Below are 19,921 nucleotides of genomic sequence, written 5' to 3'. Positions count from 1 at the left end.
CTTAAAATACTAACTAGTATTAGAGCATATTTAATAAATATTGTGGAAGAGCAAAGCTATGAGCATGGATTTTTGGATTGTAATATCGGCACTGGATACCTGATTGTTTATAGCGATTTATTAACGTATGCATATCTACTTGACGAAGTAAAGAATTATTACTTGCCCAAGAAAAGATCATAATACCGCCATAATAGGTTGGGATAGTAGCCTGATAGAAACTAACATCACTAAAATAATTCTTGAGTTTTTTATAGCTCTGAATTGCTGTGTCATATTGTAAAAAACAGACGCCATTTTGTGCTACAAAAATACCACCATCATTTAAGTGATTTCGACATCCTTGATAAAAATCTGTAGTATATAGACTTTCCCCTGGTCCGATAGGATCAGTAGAGTCAGAAATAATTATATCAAATTTTTCATGGGTTGTTTGAACAAAATGAGCTCCATCATCAATGATTAGTTTTAATCGACAATCCTTATAGGCGCCAGCATTATGCTTTGGTAAGTATTTTTGACATAGTTCTACTACGCCGTAATCTATTTCAACCATTGTAATTTGTTGGATGTTTTTATAGCGACTCACCTCACGCAGTATAGCTCCATCTCCTCCGCCAATAATTAATACATGACGCGGTGAGTGATGCGCAAGCAAAGGGACATGTGACATCATTTCATGATATATGAATTCATCATATTCAGTAGTCTGTACTATACCATTTAGCACCATAATACGACCTAAGGTTGTATTTTCAAAAATCATCAAATCTTGATAATGAGTTTTTTCATGATAGAGAATTTTATCAATAGAAAAATGTTGCCCTATTCCAGAGTAAAGTGCTTCAAACCATGTATTATTAACATCCATAAAAGTTCTCCTTTACTATTAACAGAGCATGTATTAAGTAGCTATGTATAACTATAGGTAAAAAATTAATAGATATGTGCTATGCAGAATAGTGAGTTTCTAGAAAATTTTTTAATTATATAATATTAACCTGCTATTGAGGTTGATCCCTAGATCTGAATAAAGATGTAACTCTTATTATACTATAGCGTAATTATTTTAACGTAGAACATTTTTCTAGTATTATAGTTTTTATAAAATTTTCTGTATAATAATTTTAAGAAATAGAAGCTAATTTTTTCGATAACTCTATCTTATTTTTTAATATAACTATATATGTATAGTGAAGCTTCATCTATCATGATATAGATGGTCAGAAGCTTTTATTGTTAGAATAGTATAAGGATATTATAAACTACCGTTATACATTTTTAGAAGTATTGATAAGTGATATACACTTTATATGTCTCTGTTTTTCAAAAATTCAGTTACAAAACTACAATAGTAGTATAGAGATTTTAAAAAATAGAGAGTGATCTATTAAATACAAAAAATGTAGAATACCTAATGATCCAGGATACTATATTTGTATAGTACTTATATGATTCCTTGCGGTACAGAGTTTTTATGTATGATTAAACACTATAAACAATAGCTATTGAGTTATGCAAAACGTATTGGGTATGTCATACATGTAGTAAATTACAATGCATATTTTTAGAGAAACCTTCAAAATATATTGGCTTGTACAAAAGAATCAAGAGTAAATATTTTTAATACTTATATTGGTCTTTTATACCTAAGAATGTAAGAAAAAATCAGATTTATCATGATGAATAGCTTTTGTACAGAACATACTGACACAGATGCATTATGGTTCATAGCGAATAATTATTAATAATTATTCGCTAGACGAGCAATAATGCTACGCGTTTTTATCCTCACCGTTACAATGACCACCTCTATGATATCGGTGACACGATAAAGTATCACGTTGTTATTTTTTACATAGCCATGAGTGTGACTAAATACGAGATCATGATGTTCTTCTTCGATAAGAGAAGCAGGAATAAATGCTGTTGCACCATTATCTTGCAATCGAACGCGCATACCACCTTTTGATATATCAATCACTTCGGCGCTAAATTTTTTAGCAGTACCAACTGATTTTTGTAAAAAACGTGAGTACAGTAAATCGCTTATATCTCTTTCGGCCATACGGTTTTGTCGGCGACGTTCAGACATTTTTCTTGTTAGAGCATTACTGGGTCGTACACCATTTTCACCTTTAATAATAGCTTTTATTAAGCGATGGTTTAACATATCTCCATATTTTCGAATAGGAGATGTCCAGGTTGCATACACTTCTAGGCCTAGACCAAAGTGCGGACCTGGGGTAGTTTTAATTTCAGATAATAACTGAAAGCGTTGAATACGAGTATTAAGAAAATGGTTTGGCTGAGCATTTAGTTGTCGGCGTAATATGCGAAATCCGTCCAATGTTGCCATCTCTGTTGGATGAATGTCGATGCCATGATTAGCGAGCATTGTGGCTGCTTGCTCTCTATGCATTGGGTCAAATCCAAGATGAACATTATATATACCAAAACCAAGTTGATCACTCAGTAATTTAGCGGCACAAATATTTACAAGAATCATAGATTCTTCAACAATACGGTTTGCAATGCGTCGATGTTCAGCAATAATATCTAGAACTTCTCCTTTTTTACTTAATAAAAAACGAAAATCTGGGCGATCTTGAAATAAAAGCGCATGTTTTTGTCGCCATTGGTTGCGTGATCGGCACAGCCTATTAAGCAGATTTATTTGTTGAGAAATTATTGTATTTTTTGGTTTCCAGTTACTTTTTTGAGGATCTTCCAGCCAATCAGAAACATTGTTATAGATAAGTTGAGCTTTAGAAGTAATCCAAGCAGCAAAGAACTGGACATCGCTATCAGGTGTTCCATTAGAAGAGATTATAACTTGACAAGCAAGAACTGGTCTCCGTTTGTTTGGGAGTAAAGAACAGACATCATGTGATAAATAGCGCGGTAGCATTGCAATATTCAAACCAGGTAAGTAATTAGTAAATAATCTCTCAGCAGCTACAGTATCAATTGCGCTACCAGAAGATATATAGGCGGTCGGATCAGCAATAGCAACAATAAGTTTTAGGTGACCATGTCCAATGTCTTCTATATATAATGCATCATCTATATCCTCAGTGCTAGCACTGTCGATAGTGATAAAAGGCATTTTAGTGAGATCTTTGCGGTCTAGAGTTTCATCTAGCATCTCTGTTGGGGATTCTATATTTGGTGCGTCACGTTCAAGATTATAACGCGCCAGGGTGATCCACCATGGAGCTAAATCATTTTTTTCATTGGTTATAAACTCGATAATTTCAGCGAAAAAGTTTTGGCTTCCTGTAAGTGGATGATGAAGCATTTCTGCTATCGTCCAATCACCTTCCTCTAAAGGATATCTTATGAGATGCGCACTTGGTTTGCACTGGATAGACTGCTTTAGTAAGGGGCGCTCTGGTATGATAAATAAACGGTTATTTTTTTTTTCTATTCGCCCAATAAAACGTTTTAGAAAAGGTTGTATAAGTTTTTCCGGATATGCAATCAGCCGATCGTTTTCATGTTTAATGCTTGCCATTATACGATCACCATTCATAACTTTTTTCATAAATAGTGGTGGAATAAAACAATTTTTTTGTTGATTGATTTCTAGAAAGCCAAAATCTTTTTCTGTGCTTTTTACTACACCCTCTACGTATCTAGTTTTTAATTGGAGAGTTTTTTTTAGCTGCACTAATAATGGGTTATCTTGTAGCATGATTGAAATAGATCTTATGGGTTTTTATAAGAAAGTAAGCTATTATAAAGTGAGATCCGTTTTAAATCAAGATATAAACTCAATAAAGAAACATACGTACTTATTATATATATAATGAAGCGTGCTTTATTTAAAAATAAGATTAAACTGTTTTATGGTTTTTCATATTTTCAGAGATATTGATATTATATATTATTATATAATCAATAACAGTTCAAAAATCCTCTTTTGTTTTAGAAAAGTAATTTTGTGTAGCCAGTTATCATGTCTATACGTTCGTATGTTATATTCTAACTTTTTTAAGATATATTTTTAATTAAATAATTGCTTTAAATTACTGTAAATCTTTTATATATTTTTATTACTGTTTAAATTCAAAGGGTAGCTTTTTCCTTAAGATAAATAAACTAATTATTACATGTATTTTTTCATATATTTCTTGAATCTTATCCAATCATCTTTTCAAAATTAGCCTTATATTTATATTATAAAGTAAAATATTGTAAGAATAATCAATTGAATATATATATTTTTTATATAATATACTAATTAGTTTATTATATAAAGCTTATATTTACTATGTAAACTTTTTAAACATTATACCTCCTAACCCCAGATAAACCATAAAATTATAAATTTTCACATATTTATATATTATGGAATATTTTTTTAAAAAAGATTTTAAATTATGGAGACAAGTAGATTTATTGATAATTGATTTTACTGTTCTAAACAGTATTAACAACTATTACTATGCTATAATAGGTATTGATAATAGGAGTTCATGAGCTGACTGATGATAATATAGATATAAATAAAAATTAGAGGAGCACATGTAGGAGGCGGATAAAAACTTAAGTTATTCATAATTTTATGAAAAAATAAATTAAAATCTAGCTTTATCATTTTCAAAAAATATCATCTATTTTATCTTTATCATAATACAGTAGGGGGTAGATTTTTCTGAATTTTCTGTGAGTTAATCTCTGGATTTAAATTTTACGCATAGTAAATCTTACATTGGTTCCTATTTTTAGAAAATAATTATTTATAAATAAAATGTAATTCTATTTATAAATAATATAGACTAAAGGTTGGGGATTATTATTCATAATATATGTTATGATCATGTCAAGAAGAGTCTTTATAATATATTTTTATAAACATTCACTAAGTAAAAGTAATGAAAAATAATTTATTGTTAGAAACCAGAGCTTTTATTAATTATTCTTGCACATCATCAACATGAAGCATGATCTATAGTATCATACATGCTTATTTTTGTGATATTTATATATTATATATTAAAAATAGACATAATTATAGATTAATGTGACAAATATTATATACAGTAATGTTACTGACACTCTTGCTTTTTTCTTTAATATAGGTCAAGTGTGTGACCTATCGAAGCTACAAATCTATAAGGAGCTAATTTATGCGTCATTATGAAATTGTTTTCATGGTGCATCCTGATCAAAGCGAACAAGTTCCTAGCATGATTGAGCGATATTCTGCTATCATCAGTGCTGTTAAAGGTACTGTGCATCGATTAGAAGATTGGGGGCGTCGTCAGTTGGCGTACCCAATTTATAAATTACAAAAAGCTCATTATGTTTTAATGAACATAGAAGCTACACAGGACGTTGTTGATCAGTTAGAAAATCAATTTAGATTCAATGATTGCATCATTCGTGCCATGGTTATACGTATGAAAAAAGCAGTCACTGAAGCATCTCATATGGTTAGAGTAAAAGATGATCGGCGGGAGCACCGAGAGGATGTTGCAAATGAAATACCTCATGATTTGGAGACTAGGAATACTGAAGGATAATTATGCCAGGTAGAGATAATTTGGTGATTTTTTCTGGAACTGTGTGCAAGGAGCCCAGGAGATCAGTGAGTCCGTCAGGGATACCGCATTGTCAATTTATTCTTGAGCACCACTCAAGGCATATAGAAGCCGGCTTGAATCGGCGGGTTTGGTGCTGGATGCCAATAGTTATTAATGGTCAGGTTGAGCAAAATATATCTCAATGTATAGTAATTGGGGTAATATTGAATATTCAGGGTTTTCTTTGCTCTTATAAAGGGCGTCATGGATTGTATAAAATTGTATTACATGCTAAAAAGATTGAACTCATAGAGTCTGGAGAGTAGCTATATGGCACGTTATTTCCGTCGTCGTAAGTTTTGCCGTTTCACTGCCGAAGGGATTCAAGAAATTGATTATAAGGATATTGCTGTGTTAAAAAATTATATTACAGAAAGTGGTAAGCTTGTACCAAGCCGTATTACTGGCACACGAGCAAAATATCAACGCCAGTTAGCTCGCGCAGTAAAGCGAGCTCGTTATTTATCCTTGTTACCATATACTGATCACCATCAATAAATAACAGAACTATTTATTTAGTACTTGAAGAGGCTATGGTTATGCAAGTAATTTTACTTGATAAAATAGTGAATTTAGGAAGTTTAGGAGAGCATATTAATGTGAAGTCAGGGTATGCTCGCAACTTCTTAATTCCACATGGTAAGGCTGTGCCTGCTACGAAAAAAAATATTGAATTTTTTGAAATTCAACGTGCAGAGTTAGAAGCTAAAGTTACTAGGATTCTTTTTATAGCTCATCAGCGTGCTAAGAAGATCAATGAGTTAAAAATGGTCACGCTTCTGTCTAAAGCAGGTAATGAGGGCAAATTGTTTGGATCTGTTGGTATTCGTGATATCGCGGAAGCCGTGACTAAGGCTGGTGTTGAAGTGATTAAAAGTGAAGTTCGTTTACCACATGGTGTATTAAGAACAATTGGTGAGCATGTAGTAAACTTTCAGCTGCATGCTGAAGTATTTGCTCAACTTATTGTTAATATAACACCTAAGATTTAAAGATTGAAAAACTATTTTCATTTTATCGAAAACTTTAATGGATTTATTTTTCTATTTAATCAAAGTTTCAGATAATTCTATACAAGGATATTTGCTGATAAAGTGCTCTCTTTGATTTAAATAAAATACTTATTAATATAAAATAAGATTTAATGAGTAGTGTATTGCTAGTATCATGGGTTACATAGATTATCTAATATAATAGTATAATAGCTATTTTTTTAAGATGCGTTTTCATAAGAGATTTTTGTTTATAGAATATTAACCTTTATATTAGAATTTTTATAAAGGAACATTAGATTTTAACCGACTTTAATCTAGGAAATTTAATCTAGGAAAGCTCAGAATTTAATGTTCCATTTATAATTATGCATATAATAATTATATTTTCAGATAGATATTATCTATAGATAACCTGTTATGGATATATATATGGCGGAGCGGACGGGACTCGAACCCGCGACCCCCTGCGTGACAGGCAGGTATTCTAACCAACTGAACTACCGCTCCATGCTATTTAATGCATTCATTAAATCTTTTATGTATCATAAATGGGATTAGAATATTCGTCAATAATTTTATATAGTAAAGTATTAGCATACTTTCATTTATTCGGAGTAGGATGCAGATCCCACAGACAGATTCCGCTTTTTTCTTTTATAAAATTTAAACGTTCTACATGAGCTATCAGTTCATCCTCAGTTGCGCGAACCACGCAAAGCTTGGCAGAAACATGAGGTGTTTGATGATTCTTTTGATTATTTTTGGCTGAATTACATGTTCCTTTCGTGAATAAAGGTAGAGTAATTTGTCCTCCAGTCATCATTAAAAACACTTCTGCTAAAATCTCTGCGTCCAGTAACGCACCATGCAGCGTTCGTTTACTATTGTCTATCTTATAACGTGTGCAGAGTGCATTTAGGTTATTTCTTTTACCAGGGAATAACTTACGAGCTATAGATAAACTATCTGTTATTTTGCAGAAAGTTTCAGTCTTCGCAATTCCTCTATACAATTTAGAAAATTCATAATCAATAAAACCAATATCGAATGAGGCGTTATGAATAACTAGTTCTCCACCTTTAATATAAGCCAAAAAATCATCAGCAATCTGTGAAAAAGTTGGTTTATCTTTTAGAAAATCATCAGAAATACCATGTATACGGAATGCCTCTGGCTCTACTAAACGATTTGGGTTTATATAAAAATGAAAGTTGTTTCCGGTTAAACGTCGATTAATTACCTCTACGGCTCCGATTTCAATAATACGATGTCCTTCATGTGGAGGACCAATGATATTCATTCCAGTGGTTTCAGTATCAAGCATAATTTGACGCATGGAATCTATTCTCTCTTAATTAGGCTCATTTATGTTAGGTTTTGTATTATACTATAATGGAGTCTTTGATCAATGCTTAAAAAGGTAGAAGTTTTTACTGATGGTTCATGTTTTGGTAATCCAGGTCAGGGAGGTTATTGTGCGATCATACGTTATGGAAGATATGAGAAAACCTTTAGTGCTGGCTTCTATCTGACAACCAATAATCGTATGGAAATTATGGCAGCAATAGTAGGGTTAGAAGCATTAACTAAACCTTGTATAGTTGTTCTTAGCACGGATAGTCAATATGTAAGACAAGGAATTACTCTTTGGATATATAATTGGAAAAAACGGGGATGGAAAACTGTTGATAATCAAAAAGTAAAAAATATTGATCTTTGGCAACGCTTAGAGAAGGCCATAATTCAACATCATATGACTTGGAAATGGGTTAAAGGACACATTGGTCATATAGATAATGAACGTTGTGATGAAATAGCTAAAACTGCAGCAGGAAATCCAACCTTATATGATTTTGGCTATCAGTTACAATCTAAATCTTCCGCATTAGACATTAGAATAGATAGCGATATTGTATAAGTTTTTATCAGGTTTTTTACTAAAACAAGTGATATCGACGCACTCTGCATACGTAGTGCACATAATATATTGTAAACATGATATGCAATGTTTTATAATATGGTATATAAAATGCTAGTTCGAAAGCACTTGATTTTAAGAAAAAGATCAATTCATCAATAATAAATGATTGTATATTAAACGTTATATAATTCAGAACTAAAATATAGAGTTTATAGTAAGAATGAGACAGAATTTAGATTCTATCTTGTGCATTATATAGAGTCGTTTTATAGATTGGAACTATTATATAACTATAAATTTTATGACAGCATTGTTTTAAAATGATCATATTGATTCGCTCAGAACTAATATTGAATTAAAGTTGAAAGCTTATTGTATAAATTATTTTTTGGAAAACAGTTAGTCAGTATTCTATATAATAGAGTGCATCACTTAATTAATTATATACTCTATAAGAGTGTATAACACTTTATTACCTATTTTCTTTCAGCATGTAATCTTTATATGGTGAACATAAGTTTTATTATATCATGATAACTTTCTAAGTAATTTTATTATGTAGAAAGAAGGATTGCTTCTATAGAAAAACTGCGGTAACCGATTTTTTTAGATGGATTACAATAATAATATTGCGTGAGAGTACAATATAAAATTAATAGATGAACCTAAATTTTTACTTTTAAAGATATTTTTAATTTTTTAAATATTGGTTTATTTACTCTATTTTAGATGTTGTAATAATACTAGATTATAATTTTTCATGGTGCAATTATGGATGCACAAAAAATAACCTTAACAAGTATCACGGCTCTGCAGGATAATTATATTTGGGTTTTAAATAACGATCATGATCAATTTTTAATTGTCGATCCAAGTGATGCTATCCCCGTTTTAGATTTGATAACAAAAAAACGCTGGAAGCTTGAAGCAATTTTATTAACACATCATCACTATGATCATATAGGCGGTGTATTAACATTGTTAACTATTTATCCTGATCTTGTTGTGTTTGGCCCCCTGGAGACCAGGTATCATGGGGCTAACATTATTATTCAACATGGAGATAATATCAATATCTTAGATATGAATTTTAGAGTAATTGGTACACCAGGGCATACTTTAGGGCATGTTTCTTATTTTTCCCATCCCTATTTATTTTGTGGAGATACGTTATTTTCTGCAGGTTGTGGAAAAATCTTCGAAGGGACATCACAGCAAATGTTTGAGTCTTTGAATAATTTAAATAGGTTACCGGAGGATACATTAATATGTGGCTCACATGAATACACTTTATCAAATTTGACTTTTTCTCATGCACTTTATCCAGAAGATTCTGACATAAGCAAATATTATTATCATGTCAAGGAGTTACGTGTCAAGAATATTAGAACTTTGCCAACAACATTAGCACATGAGAGAAAAATCAATATTTTTCTTAGAACTAAAGATATAGGATTGCAAAAAAAAGTTACCATGAATGGATCGTATTTACATGAGAGTCAGATTTTTAAACGGTTGCGTTACAAGAAAGATCAATTTCAAAAATACATATAGTATTGGTTTATATGGTATTATAATTATGGATGTGTAATCATTTATTATGATTAAGGAAGATTTATATTTTTATTCAAAGCACAAAAACTTTTTAAGTTAGAATAATGTTTAAATAATTTTATTTTTGACAAAAAATAGTCTAACCTGAAATAAATTAAAATTATTTTATGTAAAATTAACTATTATTTCTTAATAATTTAATCTTAATAATTTAAGATTAGTGTGCATATTTTGACATCATATATATTCACTTAGTGTAGGTTTTTTGGTTTTTCGCTCTGAACCGAGAGAAATCTACATTTTTACTTAAAATATTTCAGGTAAGAATTTTTCTGTGAGGTGATAAATATAGTGGAATTGTTATACGGACTTCTGATTATATTTTTCATTTAAGGCTAGAGTAAGGATTGAGGGTTATTGTGTTGAGACAAAAGATAGTTATTTTAGCTTTCTAAATTTTAGTTAGCATATGTGTTTAAGTTTGTGTTTTATATTATAATGTTTTTTTGAGAGAGCTACGATGAATATAATGGCTATTATTTTATATACTTAAAAATTGCATACTTAACACCCCAGTGGTTTATTAAGCCCACTATCTTATAGTAAAGATATATATCAAATATATACAGAAATATTCAACTCGTAAATAAGGTTGATAAATTTTCAGTTATAGAGAGATTCTTATTGAGAATGATTAACAAGCATAAATTCGATATTTTACTATCAAAACCTATTGTGGAGATGGATCCATGGACATTCAATCATGCCGTTGCTGCGGTATTTCCTGATATGATGAAACGTTCTGTTCCGGGTTATCGCTATCTTCTATCAATGATCGGACGCCTAGCTAATCGTTACGTAGAGAATAGTACCCAGGTTTATGATCTTGGTTGCTCTACAGGTGCAGTGACTATTGAAATTGAGAAAAATATTCATGGTAGAGGTTGTAAAATTATTGCTGTAGATAATTCGGAAGCAATGATCCAGTGCTGTCGTATTGACACACAGACTTTCTGTAGCACGGAGACAAAAATTGAAATAATTGAGGATGATCTTCAGAATATTGAAATTTATAACGCTTCATTAGTTGTATTGAATTTTACTTTACAGTTTTATCCAAGAGAAGCACGCCAAAATTTACTAAATGCTATATGGAGTGGGCTTAATCCATATGGTATGTTAGTTTTATCCGAAAAGTTTAGTTTTTCTGATATAAAGATTGATCATATCTTATCAGATATGCACTATGATTTTAAGCGTATGAATGGTTACAGTGATTTAGAAATTTATCAAAAACGTTGTATGTTAGATCAGGTCATGTTGACGGAGAGCCTTTCAACTCACATTCAGCGATTAAAAAGTGCTGGTTTTCAACATAATACGCTTTGGTTTCAGTACTTTAACTTTGGTTCTATACTTGCATTAAAACCAGGCCCTCCTTAATGATAAATTTTTATGATTTTTATCATATTATCTCTAAAACTCCTTTAAAGCATTGGTTAAGCACCTTGCCTGTATTTATTTCTTCCTGGCAGCGTGAACTACTACATAATTATTTAAAGTGCTGGGAACGCTCAATACAATATTTACCCAGTTTAACGCCAGCAGTTTTAAATTTATCGCATGGTGTTGTGGCGGACAAAGATCAGATAACGGAGCGTCAGCGCGAAGGAATTGAAAAGTTATTGAGAAATTTTATACCATGGCGTAAAGGTCCTTTTATGCTATATAAGGTGCATATTGACAGTGAATGGCGATCAGATTTTAAGTGGGACAGACTCTCTCCTCATATTTCCCCTCTTTTTGGTCGTTTTGTGTTAGATGTAGGTTGTGGCAATGGTTATTATATGTGGCGCATGCTTGGTCATGGTGCGCATCTGGTTGTTGGGCTTGATCCAGTACCTCTTTTTTTGTATCAGTTTGAAGCAATACGAAAATTACTAGGTCGTGAGAAGAAAGTGCATTTAATACCTCTAGGTGTAGAAAAGTTACCTCCTCTTAAAGCATTTGACACGGTATTCTCTATGGGAGTGCTCCATCATCGTCGTTCTCCGTTTGACCACTTGCTTCAACTGAAAGCACAGCTAGTAAAAGGCGGTGAGTTGGTATTAGAAACATTGGTCATAGAAGGTGATAATTGTAGTGTTTTAGTACCTCAGAAACGTTATTCTCGAATGAATAATGTATATTTTATTCCATCTAGTAAAGCACTGAAGAGGTGGATAGAAAAGTGTGGTTTTTTAAATGTACGCATTGTTTCTAATATTATCACAAGTACTAAGGAGCAAAGGAGCACAAATTGGATGCCCAGCGCATCTTTGTCCGACTTTCTTGATCCAAAAGATCAAACAAAAACAGTAGAAGGATATCCTGCTCCGCAGCGTGCTATATTGATTGCAACGGCAGGTTCTTAAAGAGAAAGACCTGAAAATTTATGTATTAATGAAAGGAATTTTATCTTTTTAGTTGTCACTAACGGATAATTTCTGTAGTTCGATTTTTATCGTATAGCCAATCTTTCTAATAATATTATCAAGTTATATTATTGTGATGAGTATAAAATTAATATAATTATAATGATAATTATGATATCAGCATAGTATATAGAATTAAGATGAAATTTTTCTTTACTTTAATTTTGGTTTCGATTAATGGGTGTATATGATATTTTAATAAAAAGATTTCCCTTGATATTTATATATCATATTTGATGTTGTGGATTTTTTATAAAAAATTATGAATTAAAACAAAATCTCTTAATTAATTAAAAATACATTTAGATATGCATCTAATCTATATGAAGTGTAGTTACATTGCTCTTTTGTTTAAAATTACATGTCAGTTATATTATGTTAGAGAAGATACATATCAATAATTAATTGGCCCATAATGACTCCTCTAATAAAAACTTGTAACGCTTCAGGATGTGGAAATATTTTAAATAACATCATAAATATGTAATATACGATGTAATTTTTAATAAAAGGGTAGAGGTATTTGGATATATCTAGTCTTCTAAATGTAATTCAAAAATGTTGTGTATGATTTTTTTCGTTTTCTATAAATCACAAGATTCTAGATGCATAGAATCTATATTAGCTTATGAAATTAGCCAATGTATGACCGATTGTATACTGGTTAATATTCTAGCTAAGGATCTGTATTTAAATAAAATGATAGAATTTTTATGCAATAAGAGTTTTAGTGTTTTTAACATATTAACATATATATAACTATTAATAATATCTATTAATAATTTAATATATTCTTGTACAATGTATTTTGCAAGATGAAAATTGAATTACATTTTTAATAAAAGTATATTACAAGATAAAATTCAGAGTGAACTGTGACACTTAAAAAAGTTTAAAAGGGTATGCATTTTAAATTTTATATGAAATCTTATTGATTTTAAATTGACTTGCTTTGTCGTTATAAGCACGTAATAGAGTAGTATTTTTTAAGTTTTTATTTAAAACAGCTTGCACCCAAATTATGTTGTTTTTGATTTGGCATGCAGCAAGAATTATTCCAGAACGTCTCCAGTAATCACCGATTTTTATTTCTAATTTGTCATTGGGTGCTAAAATTTTACCCGAGATTCCGGATAGCCAATATAATGCACGCTGATTAGAATTACGAAATGTAGCACGTGCCACCACCTCTTGTCCTATATAGCATCCCTTTTTGAAATTGATGGCGTCTAATGCATGCAAGTTAAGAGCTTGAGGAATAAACTTTCCAGTTGTACTGCTTTCTATAATTGGTATACCCGCCTCAATATCTAGAGCTAGCCATTGTAAACTATTATTGAAGTGTGCTTTATCTTTAAGATGTTTAATAAACATATTGGCTTTTTCTATTGTTGTTACTAGGATAAATCGTTCTTGTGGTCTTTTAAACCATAGTAGCGTACTATTTTCTTGCTGAGTCACTGGTGATAAAATGTCTGGAATGGTATCAAAAAAACCATCTAATGCATCCTTAGCTTGGATGCCAGCTATACCTAAAAGTATAGCCTGATCATCTACAGCTAGCATGATTTTAGAAAAGATTGCATATTTTTTGAATTCATTTAATTGCTGATGATATAAGCTACGGCGCACGATATACGTTAATTGATTACCTCGGTGAAATAAGCATAAATTACTCCATGTTTTTCCATAAGGACTGCAATGAGCGGCATAGCGATGCTGGTTTAGACGTAAGGAGGTAACATCTAGTGTTAACTGGCTTTGCAAATAGCTGATACGTTCATCACCAATAACATTTATTACAACCCATTGTTCTAACGATATTACAGTAAGTGGAAGTTTTTTTGAAGTTAGTAGTGGTTGAGGCAAAAAAGGAATGCTTGGCATTATTGAAATCCTTATTAATTCATATTCCCTTGTATTTGTATTATATTACTTATGTGTAATATTTATATATTATAATTAATTTTAATAAGTGATATTAAAAATTTTATTTGTAATACACTACATGGTTAAAATCACAGAGAATAAAATAATATTAATTTTCTCTGAAAATCAGGAATGAATAATATTCATGAATCATTCATGTAATTTTTAAGAAAATTCATAAGTGGTATAAAATTATTAAACCTTATGATGTTGGAGGTATTTGTTTATTTTTAATTTTTAAGTAGAGATATCACAAGCATTAACTATATAATATATAATGAATAATAAATCTGATATGTATATAAAACATCAAAATACTTAGTTATTTTTATTTTGGTAATATACTGAAATATGAACCTTGTGAAAAATATTGTCTTAATAAAGGTTTATTTATAATATGTTCCAAATAGAATTAGATGTTTAGTATTAACCATTGTAATATTTTTTAAGAGATTAAGCTATTGGCTAATAACTTCTAGTAGGTGATTTTAATTTTTAAGTTTTAATATATGCTTTTAATCATATATGCTTTTAATTCTTGATATTTATATACTATTAACATGAAAAATAAAATCTATATATTTAATACCAGATACATGTAATTCTACATGATTTTTTATGATTAATCTTATGGTATGGTAATTTTACTAAAATGATTATTTTTGGATTTTTATTTTTATTTTATGAAAATATTTCTAGTTTATTTATGTATTGCAGCATCGATAATTCAATAATGAACATTATTTCAGAATAGCTATTTGTATCATATTTAAGAGATTGAAATAATTTGGAGGTATGTTCTCTAACATTTCTTTTTTACATTGTGTTGTGATACAGATCAGATTAATAAAACTCAATCAAACTAAAGATGTATTACAATACATTATGTGTGTACGAAGCTATGCATTTGTAATTTGAAGATAATATTTTTTATAAAATAAAAATACAGACGAGACAAAGAATATTATTCTATAAGTACATATTTATATTTTATAGAGTTTTACTCTAAAAGAGAGCGACATTTTTAATACATTCAATTATCCAATAAGATATCTAATGCTTAGCATGCAGCACTTACAGAATCACCATATTTTAAATATTACCTAGATGCATGGTGATTTTAGTGTTTTATTTTTATATAAAAATGAAAGACTAGAATAAGAATATTGTTATCTGAAGCATCAATTTAGGCCTCTTAAAATAAGCATATCAATAATATTAATCTAAAATAAGCAAATAGTATAAATATTTTTATTTATACTTATATTTTATACATATTATATATTTTAAATTTTATGAAAAAGCTATAAAGAGATGTAAATAGGCCGTATTATTTAATTATGTACACTGTTTATGGTATTAGAAATTCTATGATTTATAGAGGTTGTGTTTTTATTTTTTTTGATATTTACGATAAAATAAATTTTTTGATTTTTCTACATATGGATTTTTTGCTTCTTTAAATTGCACACGAATAGGTGTGCCTGTTATATTTAAAGAACGTCTAAAATAGTTTATTAAGTACCGTTTATAAGAATCTGGTAGGTTTTGAACTTGATTTCCGTGTATCACGATCACAGGAGGATTATAACCACCAATATGAGCATATTTTAGCTTAGCTCGCCGAGTAGTAACCAGTGGCGGTTGGTGATCCTTAGTTGCTTGCTGCATAATGCGAGTCAGCATAGATGTATGAATTTGTCGTGTTGCACAAGCATAAGCTTCAGTAATAGAGTTAAATAGAGGTAATAGGCCACTGCTAGTTATTGCGGAAATAAAGTGAACTCTTGCATAGTTAATAAAGCTAATACGAGAATCTATCATCTTTCTTACTTTATGACGAAAAGAGTTTGATAGAATATCCCACTTATTAACTATAATAATTAAGGATCGTCCGCTATTAAGAATAAATCTTAAAATTGAAAGGTCTTGATCTGATACACCTTCTTTTGCATCAAGCACAAGAAGTACTACGTTAGCGTTTTCAATTGCCTGTAGCGTTTTAATAACAGAAAATTTTTCTATAGATTCTGTTAACTTTCCGCGTTGTCGTACTCCAGCCGTATCAATTAAAATGTACTGACGATTCTTATGTACCATCGGAATATGTACACTATCACGGGTAGTACCAGGAAGATCCCCAACGATCACTCGTTGCTTACCTAAAAGAGCATTAGTTAGTGTTGATTTACCTACATTAGGTCTACCGACGATTGCTATTTTAATAGGTAGATTGATGGAATAGGCATCAGTGTGTATTGATTGCATACCTAAAGAATATCTATAATTCTTGTTTTTACACTTTTTTAAATTAGCTGTTTTAACTAAGTTTTGCTGTATTGTTTTGTTATGTGGTTCATCTTTTAATTTTTGCCCCCTATTATTGACCCTAGTGTTTATATATGGTAAAAGAGCTAGCTTGATAAGACTTGTAACACCCTCTCCATGAGAGGCATCAATAGGATATACTTCTCCTAATCCAAGTGACCAGAATTCTGCTATTGCTGAAGGTACATTAAGGCCCGCTATCTTATTAGCAACAACAAAAGTTGATTTTTGACTTAAACGTAAATACTGAGCAACGATTATATCTTCTGGCATCAATCCGGCGCGAGCGTCGACTAAAAAAAGTACTATATGCGCTTCTGTGAGTGCTGTTTTTGATTGTTGCAACATCTGACTGGATATATCTTTGTTTCTATCATTAATACCACTTGTATCAATACCACTTGTATCAATACAGATAAATATACACCCTGAGATATAAGAGTGACCATATTGACGATCCCGAGTAACCCCAGGAAAATTTGCCACCAGAGCATCTCTTCTCCGTGTTAAACGGTTAAAAAGGGTGGATTTTCCTACATTAGGTCGCCCGATTAATGCGACTACAGGTACTATGTTGACCATCTCATTACTCATTATACATTCCCAGTTCTTTCGCCAACACAATACTATAAAGTTACCAATTATTTTAATTGTTGTTTAGTTATATTAACATATCAGTTATTATATCAGTATGTTTTTCCAAAAAAATACTAAGGTATTTTAAAGTATTAAAATTTATTTCAGATGAAATGGAGATACACATAAAATCTGGGTGATCATCATAATGATGATTATCATATTTTGCGATATTTTGTAATAAAATTGCATTCAGTGTAATTTTTTATTTTAAGTCTACTTAATTGGGCGCTGCACGTAGAAGAAAAATTAGATAAAAAAAGAATCAAGCCTTGTAAAAAATCACTGGATTAATAAATAATATTGCTTTAAATAAATTTTTGATAAAATATAAAATCACTTCTATTTTAGGATCGTGTATAGTACATGTTTTCTATTGACTTTTAAATAACGCAAGATAAAGTTTAATATTATTGCATTCGATAAATGTTTATAATTTTAAAATGTTCAGTCTATGGACATTATTAAGATGTAGTCATTCCAAGGACAGCCTTTGTAGAAATACAAGAGAATTATTTATTTTTTTAGATAAAAGTGATATTTTTCAGAAAATAAATGATTTACCTGTATTTTAACGATGTGTTTCTTGAGATAGTAGTAGTTGATTGGTCATTAATTAAATTAAGGATAAGACCGCATGCTTTGAAATATACCCTCATTAGAATATTAAAGTTTTAAATCAAATAGCGGAGTGCTTTGTAATGGATATCTGATTGTGTAAACTTATGCATAAGTGGCCAGAAAATACGAAAGAAATCTAAAAGGATTAATAGATAGGAAAAGATGTTCCAAGATTCTAAATGCAATGATTTGTTCAATATTTAGTCAGTTTATTTATCTTATGAGTTATATATATGATAAGTATTTTCAAATTATTAGCTTTTTGATATTTCTTAAATGTTATTTAAAAATATTATTTATTTGGATAGTTTTAGTGCTCTAAAAAATTCTTCTTAGATAGAAGAAAGATTGCTTTTGTTAGAAATAAATATATATTACAGAAGTTTAAGTAGGGAGAGCTTATAATGCAATGCATGATGAGTCTCAGATTTTTAAAGAATTCTTGCAAGGAGTATACATGTTAATCACGGCAAGTACTCTATACCGTGACACGGGAAATTTTTTACGCCATCAGTTAGTGAATATTGTATTAATAGTATTTTTTACATCATGTGTGATGGCAGTGGTTAGTAAAATTTTCATGCCATCTCTTGAGGAGGTTCAACTTCTTGGTGAAGATGTTTTATCAGGCGCTACAAGAAGCTTGATAGAGATGGTGCAAAATATGTCACCAGAGCAACAGAAGGTTCTGTTACGACTCTCAATAGCTGGGACTCTTTCTTCTTTAATCGGTCATGCGTTATTGCTAGGTGGAATGTTAAGTTTAATTTCCATTGCATCATCTGGTAGACCAGTTACTGCATTACATGCAGTTGGCGCGTCATGTTCTAATCTGTTACGTCTATTGTCTCTTACTTTTTTGATGATGCTTAGTATACAAATTGGATTTATGTCTTTAGTTGTGCCAGGCATTCTTCTAGCTATTACTTTAGCTTTGTCACCAATGGTTATAACTACGGAAAAGGTTGGTCTTATAAATGCGATATATACTAGCGGTCAACTTGGTTGGATTAATATTAAGTTGATAGCACCGGTTGTTAGTTTTTGGATTCTTGGAAAACTCTTAGTGCTTTTAATAGCTTCACAGCTTGTTATTCTGCCTCCAGATGTAGCTATAGTTTTTTTAGATATATTGAGTAATTTTTTTTCTTCTATACTTATTATTTATTTAGCTCGTTTATACATGTTATTAAAGTCATAAAAATAAATCTGTAGTATTAATTATGATTTTGACTATTATCTGGATAACTATCATGAAGAAATTTCTTGATTTTTTACCACTTTTTGTTTTTTTTATAATTTATAAAATATATAATATTTTTATTGCATCCAGTGCATTAATTGCTGTTTCAGCGGTTGTTCTATTATTAAAATGGCTTTTGTATCGCATATTAGATAAAATATCATTACTAACTTTTTTTTTAGTTGCTATGCTAGGTGGTCTTACTATTGTTTTTCATAATCCTGATTTTATAAAATGGAAAGTTACTATTATTGACGGTATTTTTTCTATTGCATTACTATTTAGTTATTTTTTTATGTCAAAGTCTCTGATGCAAAAAATTCTAAACACACAAATCCACTTACCAGAAATAATTTGGCGTCGTTTAGATCTTGCATGGGGGCTTTTCTTTTTGTTCTGTGGTGTAGCTAATATCTATGGGATATTTTATTTCTCCCAAGATGCTTGGGTAGATTTTAAAGTCTTTGGGTTGGGCGGTTTAACATTGCTATTTACATTACTAAATGGAATTTATGTATTTCGTTTTATTTCTAGAGAAAATCATTAATAGTATGCTAAATATATTTAGTTTGAATTTTTTTTCAATTTACATGTACGCTACTTATCGCACTAAAAACCAATTAAGAGTA

At 30.4% G+C, this 19,921-nt stretch carries 15 protein-coding genes and 1 tRNA gene; 10 read left to right on the top strand and 6 right to left on the bottom strand.

The annotated features are described in order from the left end of the window. Positions 1–19: 19 nt before the first annotated feature. Together speE and ERCISPPS3390_RS02415 are read right to left on the bottom strand one after the other, a co-directional pair. Positions 20–871: a polyamine aminopropyltransferase gene (gene speE / locus ERCISPPS3390_RS02420; protein ID WP_197095237.1), complete on the bottom strand. Its 852-nt coding sequence runs from the start codon at positions 869–871 to the stop codon at positions 20–22. An 873-nt stretch (positions 872–1,744) separates the two neighbouring features. Continuing rightward, positions 1,745–3,697, bottom strand: coding sequence for an exoribonuclease II (locus ERCISPPS3390_RS02415; protein WP_197095236.1), 1,953 nt, complete (start codon positions 3,695–3,697; stop codon positions 1,745–1,747). Between the two features lie 1,438 nt (positions 3,698–5,135). Between ERCISPPS3390_RS02415 and rpsF the strand changes: the two genes are divergently transcribed. From rpsF to rplI, 4 genes are read left to right on the top strand one after another with little or no spacing between them, the layout of a single operon-like run. After that, complete coding sequence (gene rpsF, locus ERCISPPS3390_RS02410; protein ID WP_197095235.1) at positions 5,136–5,531, top strand: 30S ribosomal protein S6; 396 nt, start codon at positions 5,136–5,138, stop codon at positions 5,529–5,531. Positions 5,532–5,533: 2 nt separating this feature from the next. Continuing rightward, on the top strand, positions 5,534–5,857 hold the full coding sequence (gene priB / locus ERCISPPS3390_RS02405; RefSeq protein ID WP_197095234.1) for a primosomal replication protein N: 324 nt from the start codon (positions 5,534–5,536) through the stop codon (positions 5,855–5,857). Between the two features lie 4 nt (positions 5,858–5,861). Then, complete coding sequence (rpsR, locus tag ERCISPPS3390_RS02400) at positions 5,862–6,089, top strand: 30S ribosomal protein S18 (protein ID WP_157989256.1); 228 nt, start codon at positions 5,862–5,864, stop codon at positions 6,087–6,089. A gap of 41 nt (positions 6,090–6,130) precedes the next feature. Further along, entirely contained in the window at positions 6,131–6,583 is a 453-nt protein-coding gene (gene rplI, locus ERCISPPS3390_RS02395; protein ID WP_197095233.1) for a 50S ribosomal protein L9, read from the top strand. 433 nt (positions 6,584–7,016) lie between these two features. Here rplI and ERCISPPS3390_RS02390 read toward each other — a convergent pair. Both ERCISPPS3390_RS02390 and dnaQ read right to left on the bottom strand, forming a co-directional pair. Next, a tRNA-Asp gene (locus tag ERCISPPS3390_RS02390) sits at positions 7,017–7,093 on the bottom strand. 94 nt (positions 7,094–7,187) lie between these two features. After that, positions 7,188–7,922 carry a DNA polymerase III subunit epsilon gene (gene dnaQ, locus ERCISPPS3390_RS02385; protein WP_197095232.1) on the bottom strand — a complete coding sequence of 245 codons (735 nt, stop codon included), beginning with the start codon at positions 7,920–7,922 and terminating at the stop codon, positions 7,188–7,190. A gap of 72 nt (positions 7,923–7,994) precedes the next feature. On the opposite strand from dnaQ, the gene rnhA reads away from it, so the two are divergent. The 4 genes from rnhA to cmoB all read left to right on the top strand — a co-directional run bounded on the left by rnhA (position 7,995) and on the right by cmoB (position 12,475). Continuing rightward, positions 7,995–8,504 carry a ribonuclease HI gene (gene rnhA / locus ERCISPPS3390_RS02380; RefSeq protein WP_197095231.1) on the top strand — a complete coding sequence of 170 codons (510 nt, stop codon included), beginning with the start codon at positions 7,995–7,997 and terminating at the stop codon, positions 8,502–8,504. Positions 8,505–9,293: 789 nt separating this feature from the next. Then, entirely contained in the window at positions 9,294–10,061 is a 768-nt protein-coding gene (gloB, locus tag ERCISPPS3390_RS02375; protein WP_197095408.1) for a hydroxyacylglutathione hydrolase, read from the top strand. Between the two features lie 690 nt (positions 10,062–10,751). After that, positions 10,752–11,504: a carboxy-S-adenosyl-L-methionine synthase CmoA gene (gene cmoA, locus ERCISPPS3390_RS02370; RefSeq protein WP_197095230.1), complete on the top strand. Its 753-nt coding sequence runs from the start codon at positions 10,752–10,754 to the stop codon at positions 11,502–11,504. Continuing rightward, positions 11,504–12,475, top strand: a complete 972-nt coding sequence (cmoB, locus tag ERCISPPS3390_RS02365) for a tRNA 5-methoxyuridine(34)/uridine 5-oxyacetic acid(34) synthase CmoB (RefSeq protein ID WP_197095229.1) — start codon at positions 11,504–11,506, stop codon at positions 12,473–12,475. Before cmoA ends, cmoB begins: the two co-directional genes overlap by 1 nt. Positions 12,476–13,444: 969 nt before the next feature. On the opposite strand, the gene ygfZ is transcribed toward cmoB, so the two are convergent. Then, positions 13,445–14,422: a tRNA-modifying protein YgfZ gene (gene ygfZ / locus ERCISPPS3390_RS02360; protein ID WP_197095228.1), complete on the bottom strand. Its 978-nt coding sequence runs from the start codon at positions 14,420–14,422 to the stop codon at positions 13,445–13,447. Between the two features lie 1,434 nt (positions 14,423–15,856). Beyond that, entirely contained in the window at positions 15,857–17,365 is a 1,509-nt protein-coding gene (gene der, locus ERCISPPS3390_RS02355) for a ribosome biogenesis GTPase Der (RefSeq protein WP_197095407.1), read from the bottom strand. Positions 17,366–18,506: 1,141 nt separating this feature from the next. Between der and ERCISPPS3390_RS02350 the strand changes: the two genes are divergently transcribed. Together ERCISPPS3390_RS02350 and ERCISPPS3390_RS02345 are read left to right on the top strand one after the other, a co-directional pair. Next, positions 18,507–19,250, top strand: a complete 744-nt coding sequence (locus ERCISPPS3390_RS02350) for a YciC family protein (RefSeq protein ID WP_197095227.1) — start codon at positions 18,507–18,509, stop codon at positions 19,248–19,250. Positions 19,251–19,302: 52 nt separating this feature from the next. Next, a complete protein-coding gene (locus tag ERCISPPS3390_RS02345; protein ID WP_197095226.1) occupies positions 19,303–19,839 on the top strand; it encodes a septation protein A in 537 nt (178 codons plus the stop codon). The last annotated feature ends 82 nt before the right edge of the window (positions 19,840–19,921 follow it).

Source organism: Candidatus Erwinia haradaeae (genome assembly GCF_900698885.1).
GTDB lineage: Bacteria > Pseudomonadota > Gammaproteobacteria > Enterobacterales > Enterobacteriaceae > Erwinia_E > Erwinia_E haradaeae_H.
This window is presented reverse-complemented; position numbering and strand designations above follow the sequence as displayed.

Bases quoted from the DNA above. Each gene is read 5' to 3' on its own strand.
- speE (WP_197095237.1), bottom strand. From the start codon at position 871: ATGGATGTTAATAATACATGGTTTGAAGCACTTTACTCTGGAATAGGG.
- ERCISPPS3390_RS02415 (WP_197095236.1), bottom strand. From the start codon at position 3,697: ATGCTACAAGATAACCCATTATTAGTGCAGCTAAAAAAAACTCTCCAA.
- rpsF (WP_197095235.1), top strand. From the start codon at position 5,136: ATGCGTCATTATGAAATTGTTTTCATGGTGCATCCTGATCAAAGCGAA.
- priB (WP_197095234.1), top strand. From the start codon at position 5,534: ATGCCAGGTAGAGATAATTTGGTGATTTTTTCTGGAACTGTGTGCAAG.
- rpsR (WP_157989256.1), top strand. From the start codon at position 5,862: ATGGCACGTTATTTCCGTCGTCGTAAGTTTTGCCGTTTCACTGCCGAA.
- rplI (WP_197095233.1), top strand. From the start codon at position 6,131: ATGCAAGTAATTTTACTTGATAAAATAGTGAATTTAGGAAGTTTAGGA.
- dnaQ (WP_197095232.1), bottom strand. From the start codon at position 7,922: ATGCGTCAAATTATGCTTGATACTGAAACCACTGGAATGAATATCATT.
- rnhA (WP_197095231.1), top strand. From the start codon at position 7,995: ATGCTTAAAAAGGTAGAAGTTTTTACTGATGGTTCATGTTTTGGTAAT.
- cmoA (WP_197095230.1), top strand. From the start codon at position 10,752: ATGATTAACAAGCATAAATTCGATATTTTACTATCAAAACCTATTGTG.
- cmoB (WP_197095229.1), top strand. From the start codon at position 11,504: ATGATAAATTTTTATGATTTTTATCATATTATCTCTAAAACTCCTTTA.
- ygfZ (WP_197095228.1), bottom strand. From the start codon at position 14,422: ATGCCAAGCATTCCTTTTTTGCCTCAACCACTACTAACTTCAAAAAAA.
- ERCISPPS3390_RS02350 (WP_197095227.1), top strand. From the start codon at position 18,507: ATGTTAATCACGGCAAGTACTCTATACCGTGACACGGGAAATTTTTTA.
- ERCISPPS3390_RS02345 (WP_197095226.1), top strand. From the start codon at position 19,303: ATGAAGAAATTTCTTGATTTTTTACCACTTTTTGTTTTTTTTATAATT.